The 20,508-nt window shown below is 34.5% G+C and carries 15 protein-coding genes and 1 pseudogene; 3 read left to right on the top strand and 13 right to left on the bottom strand.

Going from position 1 to position 20,508, the window contains the following annotated elements:
• Positions 1–156: 156 nt before the first annotated feature.
• The 4 genes from J3U73_RS03195 to J3U73_RS03210 all read right to left on the bottom strand — a co-directional run bounded on the left by J3U73_RS03195 (position 157) and on the right by J3U73_RS03210 (position 6,046).
• The gene (locus tag J3U73_RS03195) at positions 157–1,068 is read right to left on the bottom strand and encodes an ROK family protein (RefSeq protein ID WP_267409535.1); all 912 of its coding nucleotides are present in this window, start codon (positions 1,066–1,068) and stop codon (positions 157–159) included.
• A 118-nt stretch (positions 1,069–1,186) separates the two neighbouring features.
• The gene (locus J3U73_RS03200; protein ID WP_267409536.1) at positions 1,187–2,065 is read right to left on the bottom strand and encodes an alpha/beta hydrolase; all 879 of its coding nucleotides are present in this window, start codon (positions 2,063–2,065) and stop codon (positions 1,187–1,189) included.
• Positions 2,066–2,076: 11 nt separating this feature from the next.
• Positions 2,077–3,267 (bottom strand): MFS transporter, encoded by a 1,191-nt coding sequence (locus J3U73_RS03205; RefSeq protein WP_267409537.1) that lies wholly within the window; start codon positions 3,265–3,267, stop codon positions 2,077–2,079.
• The gene (locus J3U73_RS03210; RefSeq protein ID WP_267409538.1) at positions 3,254–6,046 is read right to left on the bottom strand and encodes a family 78 glycoside hydrolase catalytic domain; all 2,793 of its coding nucleotides are present in this window, start codon (positions 6,044–6,046) and stop codon (positions 3,254–3,256) included. The genes J3U73_RS03205 and J3U73_RS03210 overlap by 14 nt, the downstream gene beginning before the upstream one ends.
• Before the next feature lie 113 nt (positions 6,047–6,159).
• On the opposite strand from J3U73_RS03210, the gene J3U73_RS03215 reads away from it, so the two are divergent.
• Positions 6,160–7,251, top strand: coding sequence for a helix-turn-helix domain-containing protein (locus tag J3U73_RS03215; RefSeq protein WP_267409539.1), 1,092 nt, complete (start codon positions 6,160–6,162; stop codon positions 7,249–7,251).
• A gap of 136 nt (positions 7,252–7,387) precedes the next feature.
• On the opposite strand, the gene J3U73_RS03220 is transcribed toward J3U73_RS03215, so the two are convergent.
• The 4 genes from J3U73_RS03220 to J3U73_RS03235 all read right to left on the bottom strand — a co-directional run bounded on the left by J3U73_RS03220 (position 7,388) and on the right by J3U73_RS03235 (position 11,181).
• Entirely contained in the window at positions 7,388–8,014 is a 627-nt protein-coding gene (locus tag J3U73_RS03220) for a hypothetical protein (RefSeq protein WP_267409540.1), read from the bottom strand.
• A gap of 281 nt (positions 8,015–8,295) precedes the next feature.
• Positions 8,296–9,171: a translation elongation factor Ts gene (gene tsf / locus J3U73_RS03225; RefSeq protein ID WP_267393156.1), complete on the bottom strand. Its 876-nt coding sequence runs from the start codon at positions 9,169–9,171 to the stop codon at positions 8,296–8,298.
• 35 nt (positions 9,172–9,206) lie between these two features.
• Positions 9,207–9,992, bottom strand: a complete 786-nt coding sequence (rpsB, locus tag J3U73_RS03230) for a 30S ribosomal protein S2 (RefSeq protein WP_220268097.1) — start codon at positions 9,990–9,992, stop codon at positions 9,207–9,209.
• Positions 9,993–10,149: 157 nt separating this feature from the next.
• On the bottom strand, positions 10,150–11,181 hold the full coding sequence (locus J3U73_RS03235; protein WP_267409541.1) for a GIY-YIG nuclease family protein: 1,032 nt from the start codon (positions 11,179–11,181) through the stop codon (positions 10,150–10,152).
• Between the two features lie 58 nt (positions 11,182–11,239).
• Here J3U73_RS03235 and J3U73_RS03240 point away from each other — a divergent pair, with 58 nt between their 5' ends.
• Positions 11,240–11,854, top strand: a complete 615-nt coding sequence (locus J3U73_RS03240) for a lysophospholipid acyltransferase family protein (protein WP_220268099.1) — start codon at positions 11,240–11,242, stop codon at positions 11,852–11,854.
• An 82-nt stretch (positions 11,855–11,936) separates the two neighbouring features.
• The gene (locus J3U73_RS03245; RefSeq protein ID WP_220268100.1) at positions 11,937–13,115 is read left to right on the top strand and encodes an SAM-dependent methyltransferase; all 1,179 of its coding nucleotides are present in this window, start codon (positions 11,937–11,939) and stop codon (positions 13,113–13,115) included.
• 634 nt (positions 13,116–13,749) lie between these two features.
• Here J3U73_RS03245 and J3U73_RS10905 read toward each other — a convergent pair.
• The 5 genes and pseudogenes from J3U73_RS10905 to J3U73_RS03270 all read right to left on the bottom strand — a co-directional run.
• Positions 13,750–13,863: pseudogene (locus J3U73_RS10905) on the bottom strand (IS3 family transposase); the annotation flags it as partial.
• 919 nt (positions 13,864–14,782) lie between these two features.
• Positions 14,783–14,911 (bottom strand): hypothetical protein, encoded by a 129-nt coding sequence (locus tag J3U73_RS03255; protein ID WP_258562373.1) that lies wholly within the window; start codon positions 14,909–14,911, stop codon positions 14,783–14,785.
• 488 nt (positions 14,912–15,399) lie between these two features.
• The gene (locus tag J3U73_RS03260; RefSeq protein ID WP_267393181.1) at positions 15,400–16,800 is read right to left on the bottom strand and encodes an FAD-binding oxidoreductase; all 1,401 of its coding nucleotides are present in this window, start codon (positions 16,798–16,800) and stop codon (positions 15,400–15,402) included.
• A 133-nt stretch (positions 16,801–16,933) separates the two neighbouring features.
• Complete coding sequence (locus tag J3U73_RS03265; RefSeq protein WP_267393183.1) at positions 16,934–18,733, bottom strand: ABC transporter ATP-binding protein; 1,800 nt, start codon at positions 18,731–18,733, stop codon at positions 16,934–16,936.
• On the bottom strand, positions 18,726–20,480 hold the full coding sequence (locus tag J3U73_RS03270; RefSeq protein WP_267409543.1) for an ABC transporter ATP-binding protein: 1,755 nt from the start codon (positions 20,478–20,480) through the stop codon (positions 18,726–18,728). Before J3U73_RS03270 ends, J3U73_RS03265 begins: the two co-directional genes overlap by 8 nt.
• Positions 20,481–20,508 lie beyond the last annotated feature (28 nt).

Raw genomic sequence — 20,508 nt, forward strand, 5'->3', positions numbered from 1 at the left:
GCTTTGACAAAACGATTTTAAAAATATCTATCAAATAAGATTTAAAGAACATACTAAAAGGCTTTATTCCAAAATGATATCGGAATAAAGTCTTAAAGAAAACAAGTTACATTTAACCTTTATATTTAGAATTAGCTTTTTAAAAATTTTTACTACTTAATATTCTGACTCTTTATCGATATTTAAAAGCAGATTATAAAGAGCTCCATAAAGATTAGCATCATTCTTAAACTTTGCAGCAACAATGGTTGGCTTAGTTAAAGTTTGACCAATTAGGGGATTTATAACGTTTACTAATTGATTGTAAGCTTTATTAATTCCTTCAATCAATATAGGCTGCGCGCTAATACCACCCCCAATAGCAACTTTGCTAACATCTATGACCGTTTGAATATTTAGAACTAAAACTGCAATCTTCTTACAATATGACTCAAAGACTTTAACAGCCTCAGGTATTTGACTTTTAACAGCATTAAAAGCCCTACGACCATTATCAAGGTCGGAAGAATTAATCCTAGTATTAATCGTTTTAACAAATTTAACAGCTGAACCAAGAGAACCCATTGCTCCGTCCATATTTTTCTTTTGAAAATAGTCACAAATCATGAAACTTAATTCTCCTGCTTGAAAGTGAACACCTTCAAGCAGCTGGCCATTGAGAATGATTCCTCCACCTATACCTGTTCCAAGAGTGATTGCTGCACAGTTTTTTTCATTTTGTAAACTGCCCAACCAACTTTCTGCAAGAACGCTAGCTTTTCCGTCATTGATTATCGCCACGGGAAAATGACTTTCACCGCTATATATATGAGCAAAATCAATTCCATCAAGAAAAGGCAAAGCGCCACCAAACCTTATTTTTGACTCTTCAATTTTTCCAGGTGCACAAAATGCTAATCCTTTAATTTGATTAATATATCTTTGAACAATCTTATCTATATCACAAAGAAACTCTTTTTTATTTTTACTTGTTTTAATTTCACCTTTTTCAATCATGATACCAGAGGAATCGATGTGAGCATACTTTATCATAGTCCCACCAATATCAATGCTTAAATAATCTTTCATACTTTTCTTTTAATAATTTAGTTTTGCTTTTCTATTTACTAATTAAACTTCCATTTTAAAGTAATCTATTCTGATAGTTCAGATATTATTTGAATGCTCAAAAACATTCTATTCGTTCCTAATTATCAATAAAGAATTCTGCAATTTGTGAAATTGCTAAATCAGTTTCAGGACAATCGAATAATACGAAAACATGAAATAGGTCCTGCCACACATGCCAACGAACATCAACGCCAGCTTTTTCGCATAAATTATTTAGAATAGCAGAACTATCATACTTCACTTCTTCACTTCCACAATTGATAAGAAGTGGCGGGAAGTCATGAAAGTCATCATAAATCGGAGAAATTAATGCATCCCTTTTTGCTGGATCATCAAAATAAGGAATTGGATCAGTTGCTCCTACTAACATAGGATCACGTTCGCTCCTCAGATACTCTGAAGATGAAGTATTTAGTTGATTAATTACCGGCGAAAAAACAGATATTCTGTCTGGTATTTTTTTATTTTTTTCGCGCAGTTCAATTGTAAGCGTCAATGCAAGCGTCGCACCCGCTGATTCTCCGAATAAAAAAATATGATGATATTTTTTACATAATAAATTATAAGCTTTAAAGATATCTTTTTGAGCCGACGGATGCTTTCCCTCAGGATATTGCGTGTAATCGACTGAAAAAACATCAATTTCTGCTTTCTTACCCAATTTTATTGCTAACTTTCGTCTTGAATATACAGTCCCTGTTGAATATGCACCTCCATGTAAAAACATAATTATCTTATCTTTACAGCTATTGTTTTTTATACAATAGAATTCTCCTTTTACACCATTTTGATTAATCTTATGTAATTCAACATTATTTGGTATTTTAAATGCATTTCCAGCATCTGCTCCCTTTCTGGCTTCTAAAATAGTTCTTTTGGTCAAAGGCAAATTTTGTTTAGGCTTAATATACTTTCTAGAAAAATCAATTGCTTTTCTTGCTTCTTTACTTAACATTTTTCCTCCAATTATTTATTATTCTTAAAAGTTAACTTTTTGTAATTAATGCCAATCCAAATTACTACGATTAGTAGAATGGCAAAAATAATTGTTCCACAAATAAAAGTGAATTCCGCACTAGTATTATTAAAAATCGTTCCTAAAAATTGGGCAGTATATGGCGCTAACAATGTCCCTATGTTAGCAACAGTCATTACCACTGAAGTTGAAAAAGGAACTTGAGAAGGAGAAGTAAACATTCCTACACTTGACATTGTTGATACCATGGTCATTGACACCGCTATACCAACTAGGACAACACCGACTCCACTTAAAATTAATGAATTTGAAATAGTAAATATAAAAAAGCCAATCAAACCACTAAAAATTGAAATGGTTAGTGAAAATCTCTTGCAAATCTGTGGAAGTGACATAAAAATGAATCCTCCAGCAGCCATGGCGAATGACATAATTCCTAATAAAGTGCTTGCGTCTTGCGCCGTTCCATATCCTTTCTCAATAATTAGTGAAGCAAATTTAATGGAGACAAATGCAAAAGTAGAATTAAATAAGAAGATAAAGATAGCGAGTAACCAAATTTTCCAATCTATTTTTTTACTATTTTGACCCAAATTTGTATTATTTGCTTGCTCAATTTTTAAGTTTTGTGGAATAAAAGTAATAAATAAAAGCAAAACAGGTAATGCAATTAGATTGACCCAATAGGCCTGCTGCCAACCATTACTGAGTAGTACTCCAGCTGCAAATGTCATCAGAAACATTCCCAAGCCTTGAACTACACTCGACCAACCAAGTAATTTCTGCTGCTCTTTCCCTTCAAACATCGCAATAATTAATGACTGAGAGTACGAAGCAAGTAGACCAGTTCCAACACCTATCCCAATTCTAGAAACAAAAATAATTGTAAAATTATTAATCAGGGCTGGTATTATTCCACTTATTAGTATTATTGTTAGTCCGCACACTATGGTTCTTTTTATTCCAATTTTATCGGCTAAAAGATTACTTAACGGTGTGAAAATAATTATTCCCAGCGAAGAAACTGTCATTGTTAATTCAACTAGAGTAGATGAAACTTGAGGAAATGATCTTATCATAAGTGGAATAGTAGCCGCTGTAGCTCCAGAAGAGACGACAAAAATGTTTAATAGTAATATTGCTAATTTTGTCCAAATATTGTTTACCTTATTGTTGTTCATTTTTTACTCCTAAGTATGCGAAGCTCTTAAATAATTCATTAATTCGATTTATATCTTTATTCGAGAAAGGTTTGAAACCAATTCCTTTCATTTCATGACTTAATTGGAATAATGAGTACTTTCCAAAATGCTCCATATTACCTGGTATTTGAAGGAAAGACCAGAATGGAACTAAGTTTTTCAACTTTTCCGTTAACTTTTTATTATCCTTATATTCCTGTATTGGCGTGTGAACGTCAAAAGTTTCAATTATTGGAGTTTTTGTTGTCAGTAAAAGTTGATAATTTCCTGAAGATAAGTTTTCTGGACAACTTTTTCCATCCATGGTTAAAGTTTTTAAATTTTTAATTTTAATTTGTAATTTACTGCCAAAAGGAACACTAATTTGAAATTGTACATGTCTTGCATCCCTTATTTTCCAACTCACTTTGACTAGACCTGTAGGAAGCATAATTTGACCGGAAACTTTTAAAAACTGAGGTGCTATAAAAGGTTTAAATATTACGTTATAACCTTCTTGTTTTAGTCCTAGCAAACTTTCATAGGCCCAAGACATCACCGCACCATTAGAATAATGATTTAATGAATTCATTCCATTATCAGCAATATGATTATTTTTATCAATTGAATTCCAACGTTCCCAAATTGTTGTTGCTCCGTGCTTTACTTCATAAAGCCAACTTGGATAATCCTCATTTAAAAACAATCTTAAAGCAAGTTTTTCCTGATTATTTTCTGTTAAAGCAGGCAACAAAAGTGGCGTTCCTACAAAGCCAGTATCTAAATGATTGTTACGTTTTTCAATCTTCTCAACTAATTTTTGAACTAACTTTTGTTTCACTTCTTTCGGATATAACTTAAAGACTAAACAAATAGCTATTCCTGTCTGTGTGTCCGCGATTGTCAATCCATCATCAGTGAAAAAGTGATTTATAAAAGACTTCTTAATCAATTCTGCAAGCTGATTATAATAAAGGCTTTCGTGCTTAAGGCCAAGTTTTTTTGCTGCCATACCAACTATCAATGAGGAGTAATAGTAAAAGGCACTGGCAATTAGATCATCAGGCGTTTTTCCTTTTAGTTTCATGATGTCTTCGGTATCTAAAGCCAACCAGTCGCCTAACTGATCATCATTAAGCCAAAGATATTCATTACCTTGACATTTTGCTCTGTCATGAATCCAATCAACCCAAGACATCATTGAATCGAAGTTTTGTCTCAAAATGGCTAAATCCATACTTCTTTGATAACTAATCCATGGAATCAAAGTAGCTGCATCGCTCCATACAGCCTTGCCACCATCATCAGTGTCTACCCTTGGTACATACAATGGAACTCTCCCACTTTGAAGATTTTGCTCAATTGCAATATCTTTTGAAAACTTCTTAAAAAATTCAAATGTATCCATATTATAACTAGCCGTTTTTGCAAAAATTGCAGCATCTCCAGTCCAGCCTAGGCGCTCATCTCTTTGAGGACAGTCCGTGGGAATATCAATAAAATTAGATTTTTGGCCCCATTTAATATTGTTAAACAACTTATTAACTAATGAATTATCTGTACGAATGAATCCAGATTCATTCATACTTGAATATAGTGCTACGGCTTCAAAATCATCTAGACTAATGCCTTCTGGAAAACCATTTAACTTAATATAGCGAAATCCAAAATAAGTAAAATGGGGCCGCACTAGTTTATTAACTCCGTCACTAATATAAGTAAACTTAGCTCTAGCAGAGCGAAGATTCTTACGATAGAATTCACCATTTTGTAGTGTTTCACCGTATTCAATGCTAATTCTTTTCCCTTTAGGAATCATGTTCTTGAATATAACCCAACCAGCAAGGTTTTGGCCAAAATCAAGAACTAGCGATCCCTTAGGAGTTCTCATTATTTTTAAGGGATGAAAATGTTCGTGTATTTTAATTGGTAAACTAAGCCGGTCACTCAAATGCTCAGTAGGCTTGTTCATTAACGTGGCTAACCCTAAACTTTCTGCTTTGCGATTGTCGTCCAAATCTTCACCATAATAAATACCCGAATGACTTATTGGTGAAGTTAAAATTTCCCAGCTTTCATCGGTCGCAATTATTTGCTCATCCTCACCTTCTGTGATTCGCAAACAAGCAGCAGCCATTAATTTTTCTCCATAATTATTAGGCTGACCGCCATGAACTTTTAAACCTAATTTAGAACGATACCAACCATCACCTAACATAACAGATAGCGTATGCCTACCTTTTTTAATAGTTTTAGTCAAATCATAAGTCTGTAGTTGAAGCTTACAGTTATAGTTAGTAAAACCTGGTGTTAAAAATTCATCTCCCACCTTGACTCCATCAATGTAAGCTTCATAAAGTCCTAGACCAGAAATATAAAGTCTAGCCTTTTTAGGATTTCTAGTCGTGAAGCTTTTTCTTAGAATTAATGAATGTAATCCAAACTTATTTGAACCAATCCATTTGGCAGGTAGTTTTTCATCCATTAGGCCTGTCTCAAAGCTATCTGTTTTATGAATTACTTCACTTTCAACTTTTAACTGCAAATCAACAGTGTAATAAGTTATCGGCCTTAATTTTAGTGAAAAATCAAAAATAAGATTTTTAGCTATTTGCCAATCTGTATCAAAAACTACAGTTCTACCATTTCTGATAACCAATTTGCGTTTCACACATTGACTAAGTGGCTCATTCAAAAAGCCAACAATGTGAAGATGATTTTCCATCCTAAAACCAATTGGATTTGTCATATGATTTATTTCAATCTTTTTGATTTTCAAATTTGCTTCCTCCTTTTTGTTATCGCTTTCATTGATAATTATGCTACAATGTAGTTGTTAATTTTTACTTATTCTGCTTAAATTTTACTTTTTAAGTACAAAGGAAACTTTTTATGAATGATAATCTCTACAAAGTATTAAAGAATTTTAGTGAAGCAACTGATTTAAATATTTACGTTTTTTCGAATTCTAGGAAACTTATCGGAAAGTTCACTACTCCACTTGCACCTGTTTTTCCTGAGGTACTTCTAAAAAAATTAGATAAACGAAACGACGACTTAAGTTTGCTATTAATTAAAAATCGCAGTTCTACTGGAAAGATTAAGTATCAAGATTTATCCATCATTGGTTGGAATGCTAATTTTACAATTTCAAATAACAGTAATTATGACCGACTAGCTCCTTTATTGGGTTGGGACAAATTTATTCAAACAATGCGCTGCCTTTATTTCATGATATTTGGTCGATGGCCTAACATTTCCAAAGAAACAAAGAAGCTTGATATCGGCGATAATTTATATTCTCTTAGTACAAAAAAGGCATCCTATAAGGGATACCTAGTAGAAAATGAACTAATGGATATAGTAAGCAAAGGGAATATTAAGCTTTATAACAAATATTTTCGAAATTTTGTAATAAATGGAAATATTGGTGAATTTGGTCATAATAAACTTAGGAACGAAAAAGATTTAGCCATTGCAGCAACAACCTTATATACAAGGGCCGCAATCAAAGGTGGACTGGCTGCTTCTGAGGCTTATGGATTAAGTGATAAAATAATCAACCAGATCGAAGAAGACGTCATTATTTCAAACTATTTTGAATATTCTAGAGCCATTGGTGAAATTTTTATAAATCGTGTATATCGAGTAAAAAGGAATAATATTACCCCTCTTGTATATAAGGCACAAGAATATATTTATGAAAATTTAGTCAATATTAAATCTGTAAAAGAAATTGCGGAGTCTTTAGGAGCTAGCCTTTCATATTTACAACACTTATTTAAAAAAGATACAAAGGTTTCTCTTATCAAATTTATTAATCAAGAAAAGTTGAATTTAGCTAAGCACGAATTAATTTTTTCCGAAAAAAAGATAGAGGATATTGCAAATGACGTGGGATTTAATAGCTTTAGCGTTTTTTCAAGAACATTTAAAAAAATTGAAAAAATTACTCCTCTTCAATATCGTAAAAAGTTAAAGTAAATGATATGAATACATATAAAAACAGCATTCCTCTTTATGAATTAAGGAATACTGTTTTTATTCTGACTATTTTAAAAAAAGAGTTATTCAAAAGTGTGGGAATTTTACTTCAAGATTCATCAGAACAGTAACTTTATTATTTTTTGACAATAGAAGCTAATCCGGCCATGATGTTTTCATACTGCTGCTCATTTTCAACAAATTTGTCATTATTAACGATAATATCTGCAATTTCTTTAACCCTCAATGCCCCATGTTTTATTTTAAACTGGTCTTTTTTCTTGGTTCGTTCAACTATTTCATCAAAGGTATAGTTTTCCCCATTATCGATAGTTTGTTTCTTAAATTCGCGTTTCGCCCTAACTTCAAGAGGAGCCTCAATATAAATATTGAGCATCTTTGCCCCCAGTTCCTTTTTCAGGTATGCCCCAAGTTCTGAGCGATACAAACTTTCAATCGAAGCGTAATGAGTTCCTGCCTCCTGCATTTTACCAATTAGACGATACAAGAATTCACGAAAAATCTGTTCAGGGTTGTTTGCATATAACTTTTTGAAATCATTTTCCGTTGGATGTCCGCTAAATTGATAGTTTCGTTCAAGCATCATCTCTTTTTCAATTGCAATGATTTTCATTCGTTTTATGCCAATACTATCAAAATAAAGTCCAGCTGCTGATTTACCGCATTCACTTAAGCCACCTAATGAGAACATTCCCTTAACATATTCTTTTCTCTTAGTAAATTGCTCATCGGTTATTTTCATGATAATCTCCTTTCATGACCGAAATGGTTTGTTACCATTTAATTGACAGTGCAATTGTATATGCTATCATAAATAAGCTTATTAGGCAAGCGCTTTCATAAATCAGATAGGAATGATAACAGAATTTCTTAACTATTTTTAGTCCAGACTTCGAACTAAAAAGATATAGTTTCGATATTTTATTAATCTATTTTGGTAAGTTTTGTTTTACCTATTTTTCTAATAAAAAAGAATCTTATCATCACTGATAAGATTCTTCTTTGCTTATATTATGATTTTAATTATTTCATTTGTTCTTGAACTTCAGCAGCAAAGTCTTCTTGCTTCTTTTCAATACCTTCGCCAACTTCATAACGAGTGTAGGCAACAACTTCACAGCCTTCTGACTTAGCATATTCAGCTACTGTCATGTCGCCATCTTTAACGTAAGGTTGGTCAACTAAACAAATTTCACTTAAGTACTTGTTGACACGACCTTCAACAATCTTAGGAATAATGTTGGCAGGTTTGCCTTCATTCTCAGTTTCCTTAGTGAAAACAGCCTTTTGGCGATCAAAGTCAGCCTTTGGAACAGAATCCTTATCAAGGTATTCTGGGTTAATTGCAGCAACATGCATTGCAATGTTCTTTGCTGCTTCTTCGCTATCCCCCTTTAAAGTAACAACAGCAACAATTGCACCGCCGTTATGCTTGTAAGCACCAAAAACTTCATCATCGTTCTTATTAATTAATTCAAATCTTCTTAAAGTGATTTTTTCACCAATAACAGCAGTTAAGTTAGTGATTTCTTCACCAATAGTTGAATCACCCATTGGTGCCTTTAAAGCTTCTTCAACGTTAGCTGGCTTTGCAGCAAGAATAGCCTTAGTTACATCATCAACCAACTTAATGAACTTATCATTTGACGAAACGAAATCAGTTTCTGAGTTAATTTCAACAAGAGCAGCAGTGTTACCTTCAAAAGCGTATTCTGCTAAACCTTCAGCAGCAATTCTACCACTCTTCTTAGCAGCTTTAGCAACACCATTTTCTCTTAAGATATCAATTGCCTTTTCAATGTCTCCGTTAGCTTCAACCAAAGCCTTCTTGGAGTCCATCATTCCGGCACCAGTACGATCACGTAACTCTTTAACTTGTTTAGCAGTAATATTTGCCATTGATGTATCCTTCCAAATAAAAGCTAATTATTAAATTAATCTTCTTCTGAACTATCTTCAGTTTCGGCTGCTTGTTCTGCGTCATCAGCTGCAGCGTCTTTAGCCATTTCAGCTTCAACGTTTGCATCGCTGTCATCTTGGCCTTGTTTTCCTTCGATAACTGCATCAGCCATTGCACCTGAAATTAAGCGAATGGCACGGATTGCATCATCGTTTGAAGGAATAACAACATCAACTGGATCTGGATCAGTATTAGTGTCAACCATAGCAACAACAGGGATACCTAAAATGTTAGCTTCGTGAACAGCAATCTTTTCCTTCTTAGGGTCAACTACGAACATAACATCAGGAATTCTAGGCATATCTTCGATACCACCTAAGAATCTTTCAAGTTTGTCCATTTCTTTAGTCAAAAGTGAAGCTTCCTTCTTTGGTAATACATCAAAGGTACCATCTTCTGACATCTTCTTTAAATCTTTTAATCTTTGAACTCTACTCTGGATAGTCTTCCAGTTAGTCAAAGTACCACCTAACCAACGTTGGTTAACGTAGTATTGACCTGCACGAGTTGCTTCTTCAGCGATTGAATCTTGTGCTTGCTTCTTTGTACCAACAAACAAGATAACTCCACCGTCTTGAGCAACGGCTCTAACAAAAGCATAAGCGTCATCCAACATCTTGATAGTTTTTTGCAAATCAATAATGTAGATACCGTTTCTTTGAGTGAAGATATATGGAGCCATCTTAGGGTCCCATCTTCTAGTTTGGTGACCGAAGTGGACACCAGCTTCAAGTAATTGTTTCATTGAAACTACTGACATAATAAATTCCTCCTATGGTTTTAGTCCTCTCAAGCGGTCATTTCAACGCTTCACCAATGTTTGGCACCAAAACGTTGATCGCTCTTGATGTTTTCTAACTGTGTATTTACACAACACACAAATAAAATAATACTAAATTTAAGGCCAAGAATCAAGTCTAAAAATTAACAGTATGCTCATGTAAAAAATTTTCTTTCCATTGGCGTGTATGGTGTTTAAACCAATATTCTCTTTTTAAAGCTAAGCGTTTATCACTAAATTCTTCATGATAGATCATTTTGACTGGTCGCCTATTTTTAGTATATTTTGCACCCTTCCCCGAATTATGGGCCTCAAGCCTTTTAGTTAAATTGTTAGTAAAGCCACCATAAAAACTTCCATCGCTGCACAATAAAACATAAAAGTAATATTTTGCTTGTTGATCGTGCTTGGCTTTTTCTTCTGGTGTTTCGCGGATGATTTTTTGAATCGCTGGTAAAAATGAGCCGTCGTGATCGTGGACTTCAATAGCATCTTTTAAAACTAAGCCATCACTAGCAGTGTGCCTGACAGCTTCAATTATAATCAAGTTTGTATCTTCGCCGCGATGAGAAACATAAGGCTGAATGAATTTAATACTTAGGTCATGTTTTAAACAAAAATAGGCAATTTCATTTAACCGTTCAGGTCGATGAACCATGTACATTTTCCCCTTCATTTTTAATAAGCCACTAGCAACTGCAATAATTTCTTCCAAAGTAATCATTATTTCATGGCGGGCAATTGCCTTTTTAGGATCAGGATTAACCTTGTGATCTTTGGCAACCTTAAAATAAGGCGGATTGATAACAACCACATCATAAGAATCTTTTCGCAAAAATTGAGCGGCATCCTTAACATTTTTTTGAAAAACATGGATCCGATTTTCCATTTGATTTAATTCGACAGAACGCATAGCCTGTGAAGCAGCTTCTGGTTGAATTTCAACTGCATCATACTTTGCTCGGTTAAAATAAGCCATATAAATGCTAGCAGCACAATTGCCAGAACATAAGTCTGCAACTTTAGAGCTATCTTTAATCGCGTCTTTGGCCATAGCCGCCAATAATAAGGTATCAAGTGAAAAACTAAAGGCATCTTTATCTTGAATAATTTTTAAATCATCGCTATACATATAGTCGATTCGTTCATTTTTGCTCAAATTTACCATAAATATTTTATCCCTTCGCAAAGCTTTGCTATAATATTTTACATCATTGGAGGAAAATATGTTTTATCACATTATACGGCCCATCGCCCGCTTCATTGTGTGGGTGTTAAACGGGCATTTACATGTTAATCATCAAGATCGTATTCCCGAGGGAAATTATATCTTGGCTGCACCTCACCGTACTTGGTGGGAACCGATTTTATTTGCATTAGCTGCTAGCCCTAAGGAATTTATGTTTATGACTAAAATTGAATTATTCAAAAATCCAATTTTGCGGTTTATTTTAAAGCACGCACATGCATTTCCAGTTGATCGTAAAAATCCAGGCCCTTCCGCTCTAAAAACCCCAATAAAGGGATTAAGAAAAGGCAATTACTCACTGATTATTTTCCCATCCGGCACTCGTCATTCCGCTGAACTTAAAAGTGGGACAATTGCCATTGCTAAATTATCTGGTAAACCAATCGTTCCAGTTGTTTATCAGGGACCATTAACTTTTACTGGATTATTAAAGAGAAAGCCATTAGAAGTTTGTTTTGGGCAACCCTTTCGGGTAGATCCAAAAATAAGGTTAACTCACGAAAATGAACAACTTCTAGATAATCAGTTAAAAGATGCTTGGAAAAAAATTGATCAGGAACAAAATCCAGCTTTTCATTATCATGCAGAATAAAAGATCGAATCCGAAAGGTTTCTGTCTTTTTTTGTAGTGTTAAAATAAATTACAACAGTAATTGAATGGAGGAATTCTGAAATTGTTAGAAAAGTCGTTTTATAAGAAGATGCTAAGCAAATCATTTCCCTTTCCAATTAAGGTAACTTATTGGGATGGCAAAAGTGAAATATACGGCAATGGCACTCCCAATATTGAAATTATTTTTAATGAAAAAATTCCAATTAGTGATATAACGCGCAATGCTTCCCTAGCTTTAGGAGAGGCATATATGGACAAAAAAATCGAAATAAATGGTAGTTTGCAGAAGCTGATTTTTGGTGCTTATGAAAGTGCTGATAGTTTTATGCGTTCCAGCAAGTTTCGTAAATTTATGCCTCACCAAAAACACACTGAAGAACAAAGTGAAAAAGACGTTCAAAGTCATTACGATATCGGAAACGATTTTTACCGTCTTTGGTTAGATCCAACCATGACATACTCATGTGCCTATTTTAAAAAGGGCAATGAGGATGACTTAGAAAAAGCACAAATTGACAAAATTAAACATATTCTTGACAAACTGAATCCTGAAAAAGGTAAAACTTTACTAGATATCGGTTGCGGTTGGGGAACTTTAATGCTCACCGCAGCTAAAGAATATGGCTTAAAAGTTACCGGTGTCACTCTAAGTGAAGAACAGTACAAGCTCGTCCAAAAGAAGATTTATGACGAAAACCTGCAAGATGTGGCTGAAGTTAAGCTTGAAGATTACCGGGAACTTGGTAATGAGCAGTGGGATTATATTACATCTGTGGGGATGTTTGAGCATGTTGGCAAAGAAAACTTGGGTCAATATTTCGCTGATGTTGCCAAATACCTTAAAAAGGATGGCGTTGCGTTAATTCACGGCATAACTCGTCAGCAAGGTGGAGCAAGTAACGCATGGATTGACCGTTACATTTTCCCAGGTGGTTATATCCCTGGTTTAGAAGAAAACGTTCATCACATCGTTGCAAGTGGCTTGCAAATTGATGATATGGAAATGCTAAGACGCCATTATCAAAGAACTTTGGAAATTTGGGACAATAATTTTAATAAGCAACGAGATGTTATTGAAAAGAAAATGGGTGAACGCTTCACCCGAATGTGGGACTTGTACTTACAGGCCTGTGCTGCCTCCTTTGAATCAGGCAACATTGACGTTGTCCAGTATTTGTTAACAAAAGGTGCTTCTGGTAAAAATTTGCCAGTGACACGCGACTATATGTTAGGTCAATAAGTTATACTGCAATAAAAAAGAGGTTGGAAAATCTATTTTTTTAGATCATTAAAAAAACGTTGAACTCACTGGTTCAACGTTTTTTCTGTATACATTTTCTCTTGGTCTTACTATTCTTTGATTACCAATCTTCAAACAGAACGGAGATCAAAAATAATGTACCTAGATTATATTACAGGTTAACCCGTTTTAGTACTTAATCTAGACTTTATTATCTCGAAAAATCAATCAGTTTATGCAATTAGTTAGTTTGTCAATTCCACTCCCCTAGCCGGTCTTGAAGGTGATCCTTCGGCTACTGGTTATCTGGCTCATATGCTTAAAATCTTGCTTTTTATCTATAGCTGTAATGCTTTTTCCGGTCGCAAGATGACTGTCCAGTGCTAACTGAAAATCTACCCATGATATATTTGGCTGACCAGCAGACCATGTCCTATAACACGATTAATAACTTTAGCGACAGCAAGCAGGCAAAAGTTGAAAATGATCTAGGATTAATGCTAATGACCATGAATTAGAAAAAATATTGGCAAAGGAGCAGTCTTAATAGTCAACTTTGGTGGGCAGAAAGGAGTAAAAAGCAGACAAAATACTTTTTGCTGTGAACCATAAAATTAAAACACATTATTAGCTGCTAACTAAGGACTAAGTTTCGATATTCAATCGGAATTAGTCCTTTTAGTTTGATTTTGCTTCTTTTTTGAATGTAATATTCTACGTAGACTCTGAATGCGTCTTCTAGTTCATTGAGATTTTTAAATTACTTTTAAAAACCATAAAACATTTCTCATTTAAGTATTTCAAAGAAGCTTTCCATTAATCCATTATTTTAGCAAGGAAATTACCCTTGTGTGAAATTGATTGGCTAATGCCATGGTTTTTGAGCTACGCTTGAGAGCTGCTTCTTAAAACTATTTGTATAAGTAGTGAAAGGTTGGTCTAAAACAGATAGATCGTGACCGTTAATCAAAGCCAACAAGTAATCAATATTAGACCTGCCAACCCGATAACGCTGACTTAATTCAGTAGTACTAATTTGGTAGTCATGCCAAAGATGATAGACTCAAATTTTATCTTGTTTAGATAATTTAGACATAAAAATAGCCCCTCATTTTGGGGGCACTTCACAAAAGTGTTTTGTCTGCTTCTTTTTTAAAAGAGTCGGTTTTTCCAGACTTCATATTTTTTACATTTATTAGGTTTTAGCCTAAATTAAACATAAGGGGTTATTTGCTGAATTTATAATAGAAATACTTAGTTAACTTTAATAAGATAGGAGAGATGACAATAAAACCGACTAGAAAAATAATAAACACGAGGAATTTGTTAATATTAGTCCAGAAAGGCCAATACAATTTAGCAATAGACCCAATTATTATTACTTCAAAACAACCAATCAAAAAATTTAAAAACTTTAATCCTTTCGGTTTGTTTTGCGTTTTAAAATCTGTTCTTGATATTTTTTTCATTTTATTCATCTTCCTACCTACTATAATTAAACAAATTTTTTATTGGTATCCCTAGCTAACTAAATTACCCTTATTACTACATCTTACCCAAATTCCTCTTTCCATAGCTTTACTACCTGCACTACTAGTTACAAATGGTATGACATTTTTAGCATTCTCAACAACTGCTGCTCCAAGACCTGCTTCTGTTAAGAGCCATCATACTCCATCAGCAACAATCACCTTAGTAAGCGCACTGTTTATATAGGTGCCACCAGCACGCATCATATTCTGCACTAAGGCAGCTTTATATGCTTTTTTCACAACACCATAACCATATTTTCCCATGGTAGAAAAAGCTCTTTATTGGTAAAGTATGTTGTTTTCTCTGCATCACTTGTTGAATTAGTTTCCATATTATTTACATGCACTATTTGTGTAATAACAATTCCATTCCTAAAGTTGCTGCCAATGGACCTAGTGCAAGTGCAGTTAAGCTGGTAACTAAAGCTTTATTTAATTTCATAATTGTTCTCCTTTAAAATTAAAAAATAAATAATATAAAAATCAACAATTTTAAAAGAAATCTCTATGGCAATTAGATTTAATAATTGTATTATACATCTTTTTTATTAAATTTAAATTATAATGTTTTTAATAATGGAAATAAAAGGATAATCAAACTAAAAGGACTAACTCCGATTGAATATCGAAAGTTAGTCCTCAGTTTGCAGCTAATAAAGTGTCCTAATTTTAGGGTTAACATAAAAAAGGTCTTTTGTCTGCTTCTTTATTGCTTGAAAAGCTAGTTTCTTCCCAGACTTTTTTGCCAAAATTTACATTTTGAAGATTTTTTCTGGATTAACAATGTCATTTGGATCAAATAATTTTTTGACCTGGCGCAATAGCTCTGTGTAGTCATGGCCATAAAATTTCTCGTAATAATTTGCTCGTGCATAGCCAATTCCGTGTTCACCAGACATATTACCATCTAATGACTTTGCAGTTTTATAAAGTTCAGAAATGACTCTATCACTTGTTTTAGCATATTCTTCTGGTGTCATTTCATCGGAGCAGAGATAGATATGCAAATTGCCGTCGCCAGCATGACCGAAACTAGGAATTCTGATCTTTAGCTCTTTTTCTAACTCTTCAATTCGGTCCAGCACATCAGGAATATGATTAATTGGTACGCAAACATCAATTTCATCCATTTTTGGCGTTGATTTCTGAATTGCCAACAATAGCTCTTCCCGACACTTCCAAATCTTTTTAGCTTCTTCAGAGTCTGCACTTAAAACAATTGCTTCTTCAGCTTTAAACTTTTTAACAGTTTCTAGTGCTTGATCCAATTCTGCACGCCATTCTCCTTCAGTGAATGAGTCTAGGCCCATAATGATAAAACCATCACCATTCTTGATTGGAAATTCATCATTAGCATATTTTTCCCATAACTTAATTACTTTTCTGCCCATAAATTCAACAGTTGTTGGTACAACTCCTGAAGCTAAGATTGCTGGTACTGATTTTATAGCATCATTTAAAGTTGGGAAAGGAATGATGGCATTGATTGTCTTATGTGGTTTAGGATATAGTCTCAATGTTACTTCCGTTACCACACCAAGCGTTCCTTCTGCTCCAATAATTAAATCTTTTAAAGAGTAGCCGGAAGATGATTTTACCGCTTTAGAACCAAACTTATATAATTTGCCATTCGTTAAAACCACTTTTAACTCACGAATATGCTCTCTGGTTACGCCGTATTTAATTGCCTTTAACCCACCAGCATTAGTTGAAACATTACCACCAATTGTTGCCCAATGCATTGCAGGTGCTGGCATATAAGTAAATGGCTTATCAGCCAAATATTCTTCGATATCCTTTAATCTTATTCCTGCTTGTACAGTCATTGTTAAGCCATCTGGATCATATTCCAAGATTTTATTCATTTTAACCATATCAAGAGATATACCGCCGTCAACAGATAAATTGGCTCCCATCAAGCCAGTTGAATTACCCCGTGGTACCAAAGGAATATGCTTTTCATTCGCATACTTAACTACTTGGATAACTTCTTCATTATTAACCGGTTGAATAACCAGGTCCGGCAGAGCGGTTACTGTTCGAAATTGATCGTGATCCCAGTGCTTTGTAGGTTGATTAATAAAACGTTCTGGATCGGAAATAAATTTACTTAAGTTTGTCCGATCAGTTTGGTCTATTTTATGATATTCCATGATATTTTTCTTCCCATTCCTAAATCATAAACTTAATTAATATCTGACATAAATAATCTACTCTTTTATGTAAACGCTGTCAATACTATATTGAAAACAAAAACACGAGCTCTTTGTGAACTCGTGCATAAAGTTAATTTTGGTTATTTTGAAGGGTATATAAGTTATAATAATAACCCTTTTGGGAAAGCAGTTCCTCGTGGTTACCACGTTCAATAATCTTACCATCATTTAGAACAATAATCTGGTCAGCATCGACGATAGTTGATAAACGGTGAGCAATCGCTAAAGTCGTTCTTCCTTTTCGTAAGCTCTTCAATCCCTGTTGAATCAAGGTTTCTGTCTCGGTATCAACATTTGCAGTAGCTTCATCTAAAACCAAGATTTTAGGATCAGTTACTAAAGTTCGTGCAAAAGAAATCAATTGGCGTTGTCCTTGACTAAATTCGCTGCCATTCTCGCCAACTTTAGCGTGATATTTGCCAGGCAATTTTTCAATAAAACTGTCAGCCTGGACAGTTTTTGCGGCAGCCTTAATTTCGTCATCAGTAATGTTTTGGTTATACAGCCTAACATTAGAATTAATATCACCATAAAACATAAACGGTTCTTGTAAAACTAGACCTAATTTTTGCCGTAATTCTTTTTTCGGATACTTCTTGATATCTACGCCGTCAATTAAAACTTCACCCCGGTAGAATTCATAAAAGCGCATCATAACATTAATGATTGAACTTTTACCGGAACCTGTATGACCTACGATTCCAAGAGTTTCTCCTGGATTAACGGTAAAGGAAATATCGTGTAAAATTTCGTTTTTTCCATCGTAGGAAAAGCTTACGTGCTTAAATTCAATTTTCCCTTGTGTGATTGTTAATCCCGGTTGTTCTTGCTGCTTAGGTTCATAATCAGTATTATCTAAAATTCGAAAAATTCTCTTACCAGCAACTATTCCGTCTTGGAAAAAGGTCATCTGGTCCATCATGTTTGCAATCGGATTAAAAAACTGTGAGATATATTGTGAAAAAGCGTACACAACACCTGCAGGCACAAAAGTCTGGCGTAGTGGAAAGCCAAAGTACATTAAAGTTAAAGCAAGTGCCAGAGAATAAAGCAAACTAATTAACGGCGAAAGTAAAAGCGAATTAAGATTGATCATGTTAAAACGGGTTTTCATTAGTGCCGTGTTTTCACTTTCAAAATGGCCAGTCATTCGTTTTTCTTGCTTGAATTGCTGAATCAGAGAAACACCTTCAATTGATTCATTTAAATTAGTGTTTATCCGGCTTAACCGCTCACGGTAACTACGATAGAGTTTGGAACTTCTTTTAGAATATTGCCAAATAATAAGTAATAAAAATGGCAAGAAAGCCAATACGATTAGTCCAGCTAAAAAATTAGTTGTAAACATTGCTACTAGCGCTGAAATAATCGAAAAGAAAGAGATAACGACACTAGATAGGACCGTTAAAAAATTGCTCAAAGTCATCGTATCGTTTGTTACTCTTGACACAATTGAGCCTGCTGGCGTTTGGTCAAAATAACGCATTCCCAACTGATGGAGTTTTTGGTACAAAGCCGACCGTAGGTCTTCCAACGACTTTTCGGATCCAAGAGCAAAAAAGTACTCGTAGGTAAATTGTAGAATACCCTTAATCACTGAGCCAAAAGCATATAAAAAACCGGCAAACAAAATCACTTGCATCGTAACGTTGGCTTTGACTAAATAATTATCCAAGAAATACTGCAAACCGTAAGGTAACAGCATATTGATGACGCTGACAAGAAATGCACCCACACCAGCAATAATCATTTCATTTTTAAAGTGCATCACAAAACGAAGTAGTCGCTTGAAGATGCCAATTTGTTCCTTGACAGGTATTTCTTTTGACCAAACTGATTCATAATTATTCTGTTCTTCCAAGCTATTCACCTACCTTTTCTTCTAATTCTTGCCGTTGCCACATATCAGCATACCAGCCATTTTCTGCTAATAATTGATCATGTGTGCCTCGTTCAACAATTCGTCCGTCTTTTAATACCAAAATCAAATCTGCTCCCATTACGGAAGTTAATCGGTGAGTGGCAATTAAAGTTGTTTTCCCTTTTCTCTCCTGCCGAAGTGATTTCAAAATAGCCATTTCTGTTCTGGCATCGACCGCTGATAGCGCATCGTCCAAAACCAAAATTTTACTTTGCTTTAAAAGCGCCCTAGCAATAGACATTCTTTGTTTTTGACCACCAGATAAGGAAACGCCATTTTCGCCAATTAGCGTATTATATCCGCCAGGCATTTGTAGAATATCATTGTGCAAATCACTCTTTTTCGCAGCAGAAATGACCGCACTTTCATCGGAATTTGCATCAGAAAAAGCAATATTTTTTTGAATACTAGTAGAAAAGAGGTAATTGTTTTGCGGCACGTATGAAATTTGTCTTAATAGAACATTCAGAGGAATTTCCCGAATATCATGACCGTTTAAAGTGATTTTGCCATCATATTGATCAAATTCGCGTAGCAAAAGTTGAAAGATGGTCGTTTTACCAGCACCAACTTTACCGACCAAGCCAAGAGTCTGACCTGTTTTCAAAGTAAAATCAATATTGTGCAAAACCGGAATTTGTGGTTCATCTGGATAAGCAAAGGATTTTACTTCATATTTTAAGTCGCCATCAATATCTTGGGCATGAATGCTTTGATCAGCATTTTGATCAGTAATTGCAGGCTTTTCATCCAGTAACTTTTCAACACGGTCGTAACTGGCACTACCACGTTCTAGAATATTAAATAAATAGCCAATTGCAAACATTGGCCAAACCATGTTCCCAATATAGGCAATGAAAGAAACTAATTGGCCAATTGTAAGAGCCCGGTTACTAACCAATAACCCACCATAGATAATTGTAATTGTGTAAGTTAAACCGATTAGTAAAGTACCTAGTGGATCAAACAACGAATCCCACTTAAAAACACGTTTATTGATTTTGATCGTATTATCAATCATATCATTGAATGCTTGCGTATCTTCTTTACCCTGACCAAAAGTTTTTAGGACCTTAATTCCTGAAACAGATTCTTGTGTTTTATTATTGAGGCGAGAAAAAGCAGCTTGTGATTCGTCAAAGGCATTATATAACTGATCCCCCAATTTCCAGGCTCCCCAAGCTAAAAATGGTAAGGGAATTAAAGCAACTATCGTCAACCGCCAGTCAACAAAGATAATCATTGCGATCATAGTTGAAACACTCATTAATAAAGAATCGACCAAAGTCAAAATACCTTCACCAGCAACTTCTTGAATAGCTGAAACATCATTGGTAGCGTGCGCCATTAAATCACCTGTTCGGTGGCGTTGATAAAAAGTGCGATCCATTTCCATAAAATGCCAAAATAATTTCGAGTGCAACTGCAGTTCTAGTTCTGCCGCTCCACCCAATATTTGCCTGCGCCACAAGTAGCGAAAGCCATATAATAGTAGTGCCGCGAAAATGATTGTCAAAATTAATAAACCATATTCTTGCCAAGAAATATGTCCTTTATCGAGCTGATCAGCCATTAGTCCTAATATTCGCGGTGGAACCAAATTAATTACAGACGTTAAAGCCAAGAAGGTCACACCAATTAGGTACCGTTTTTTCTCCTTTTTAAAAAACCATCCAAGCTTAAAAAATATACCCATTTTTCACCTTTCTTTCCAAATAAAAAGG

It is taken from the genome of Lactobacillus sp. B4005 (assembly GCF_026536045.1).
GTDB classification, from domain to species: domain Bacteria; phylum Bacillota; class Bacilli; order Lactobacillales; family Lactobacillaceae; genus Lactobacillus; species Lactobacillus panisapium.

What these genes read in the sequence shown, in the direction of transcription:
- J3U73_RS03260 (WP_267393181.1), bottom strand. Translation starts at nt 16,800, where the DNA reads ATGGAATATCATAAAATAGACCAAACTGATCGGACAAACTTAAGTAAA.
- J3U73_RS03215 (WP_267409539.1), top strand. Translation starts at nt 6,160, where the DNA reads ATGAATGATAATCTCTACAAAGTATTAAAGAATTTTAGTGAAGCAACT.
- J3U73_RS03195 (WP_267409535.1), bottom strand. Translation starts at nt 1,068, where the DNA reads ATGAAAGATTATTTAAGCATTGATATTGGTGGGACTATGATAAAGTAT.
- tsf (WP_267393156.1), bottom strand. Translation starts at nt 9,171, where the DNA reads ATGGCAAATATTACTGCTAAACAAGTTAAAGAGTTACGTGATCGTACT.
- J3U73_RS03200 (WP_267409536.1), bottom strand. Translation starts at nt 2,065, where the DNA reads ATGTTAAGTAAAGAAGCAAGAAAAGCAATTGATTTTTCTAGAAAGTAT.
- rpsB (WP_220268097.1), bottom strand. Translation starts at nt 9,992, where the DNA reads ATGTCAGTAGTTTCAATGAAACAATTACTTGAAGCTGGTGTCCACTTC.
- J3U73_RS03235 (WP_267409541.1), bottom strand. Translation starts at nt 11,181, where the DNA reads ATGGTAAATTTGAGCAAAAATGAACGAATCGACTATATGTATAGCGAT.
- J3U73_RS03205 (WP_267409537.1), bottom strand. Translation starts at nt 3,267, where the DNA reads ATGAACAACAATAAGGTAAACAATATTTGGACAAAATTAGCAATATTA.
- J3U73_RS03240 (WP_220268099.1), top strand. Translation starts at nt 11,240, where the DNA reads ATGTTTTATCACATTATACGGCCCATCGCCCGCTTCATTGTGTGGGTG.
- J3U73_RS03270 (WP_267409543.1), bottom strand. Translation starts at nt 20,480, where the DNA reads ATGGGTATATTTTTTAAGCTTGGATGGTTTTTTAAAAAGGAGAAAAAA.
- J3U73_RS03255 (WP_258562373.1), bottom strand. Translation starts at nt 14,911, where the DNA reads ATGGGAAAATATGGTTATGGTGTTGTGAAAAAAGCATATAAAGCTGCC.
- J3U73_RS03220 (WP_267409540.1), bottom strand. Translation starts at nt 8,014, where the DNA reads ATGAAAATAACCGATGAGCAATTTACTAAGAGAAAAGAATATGTTAAG.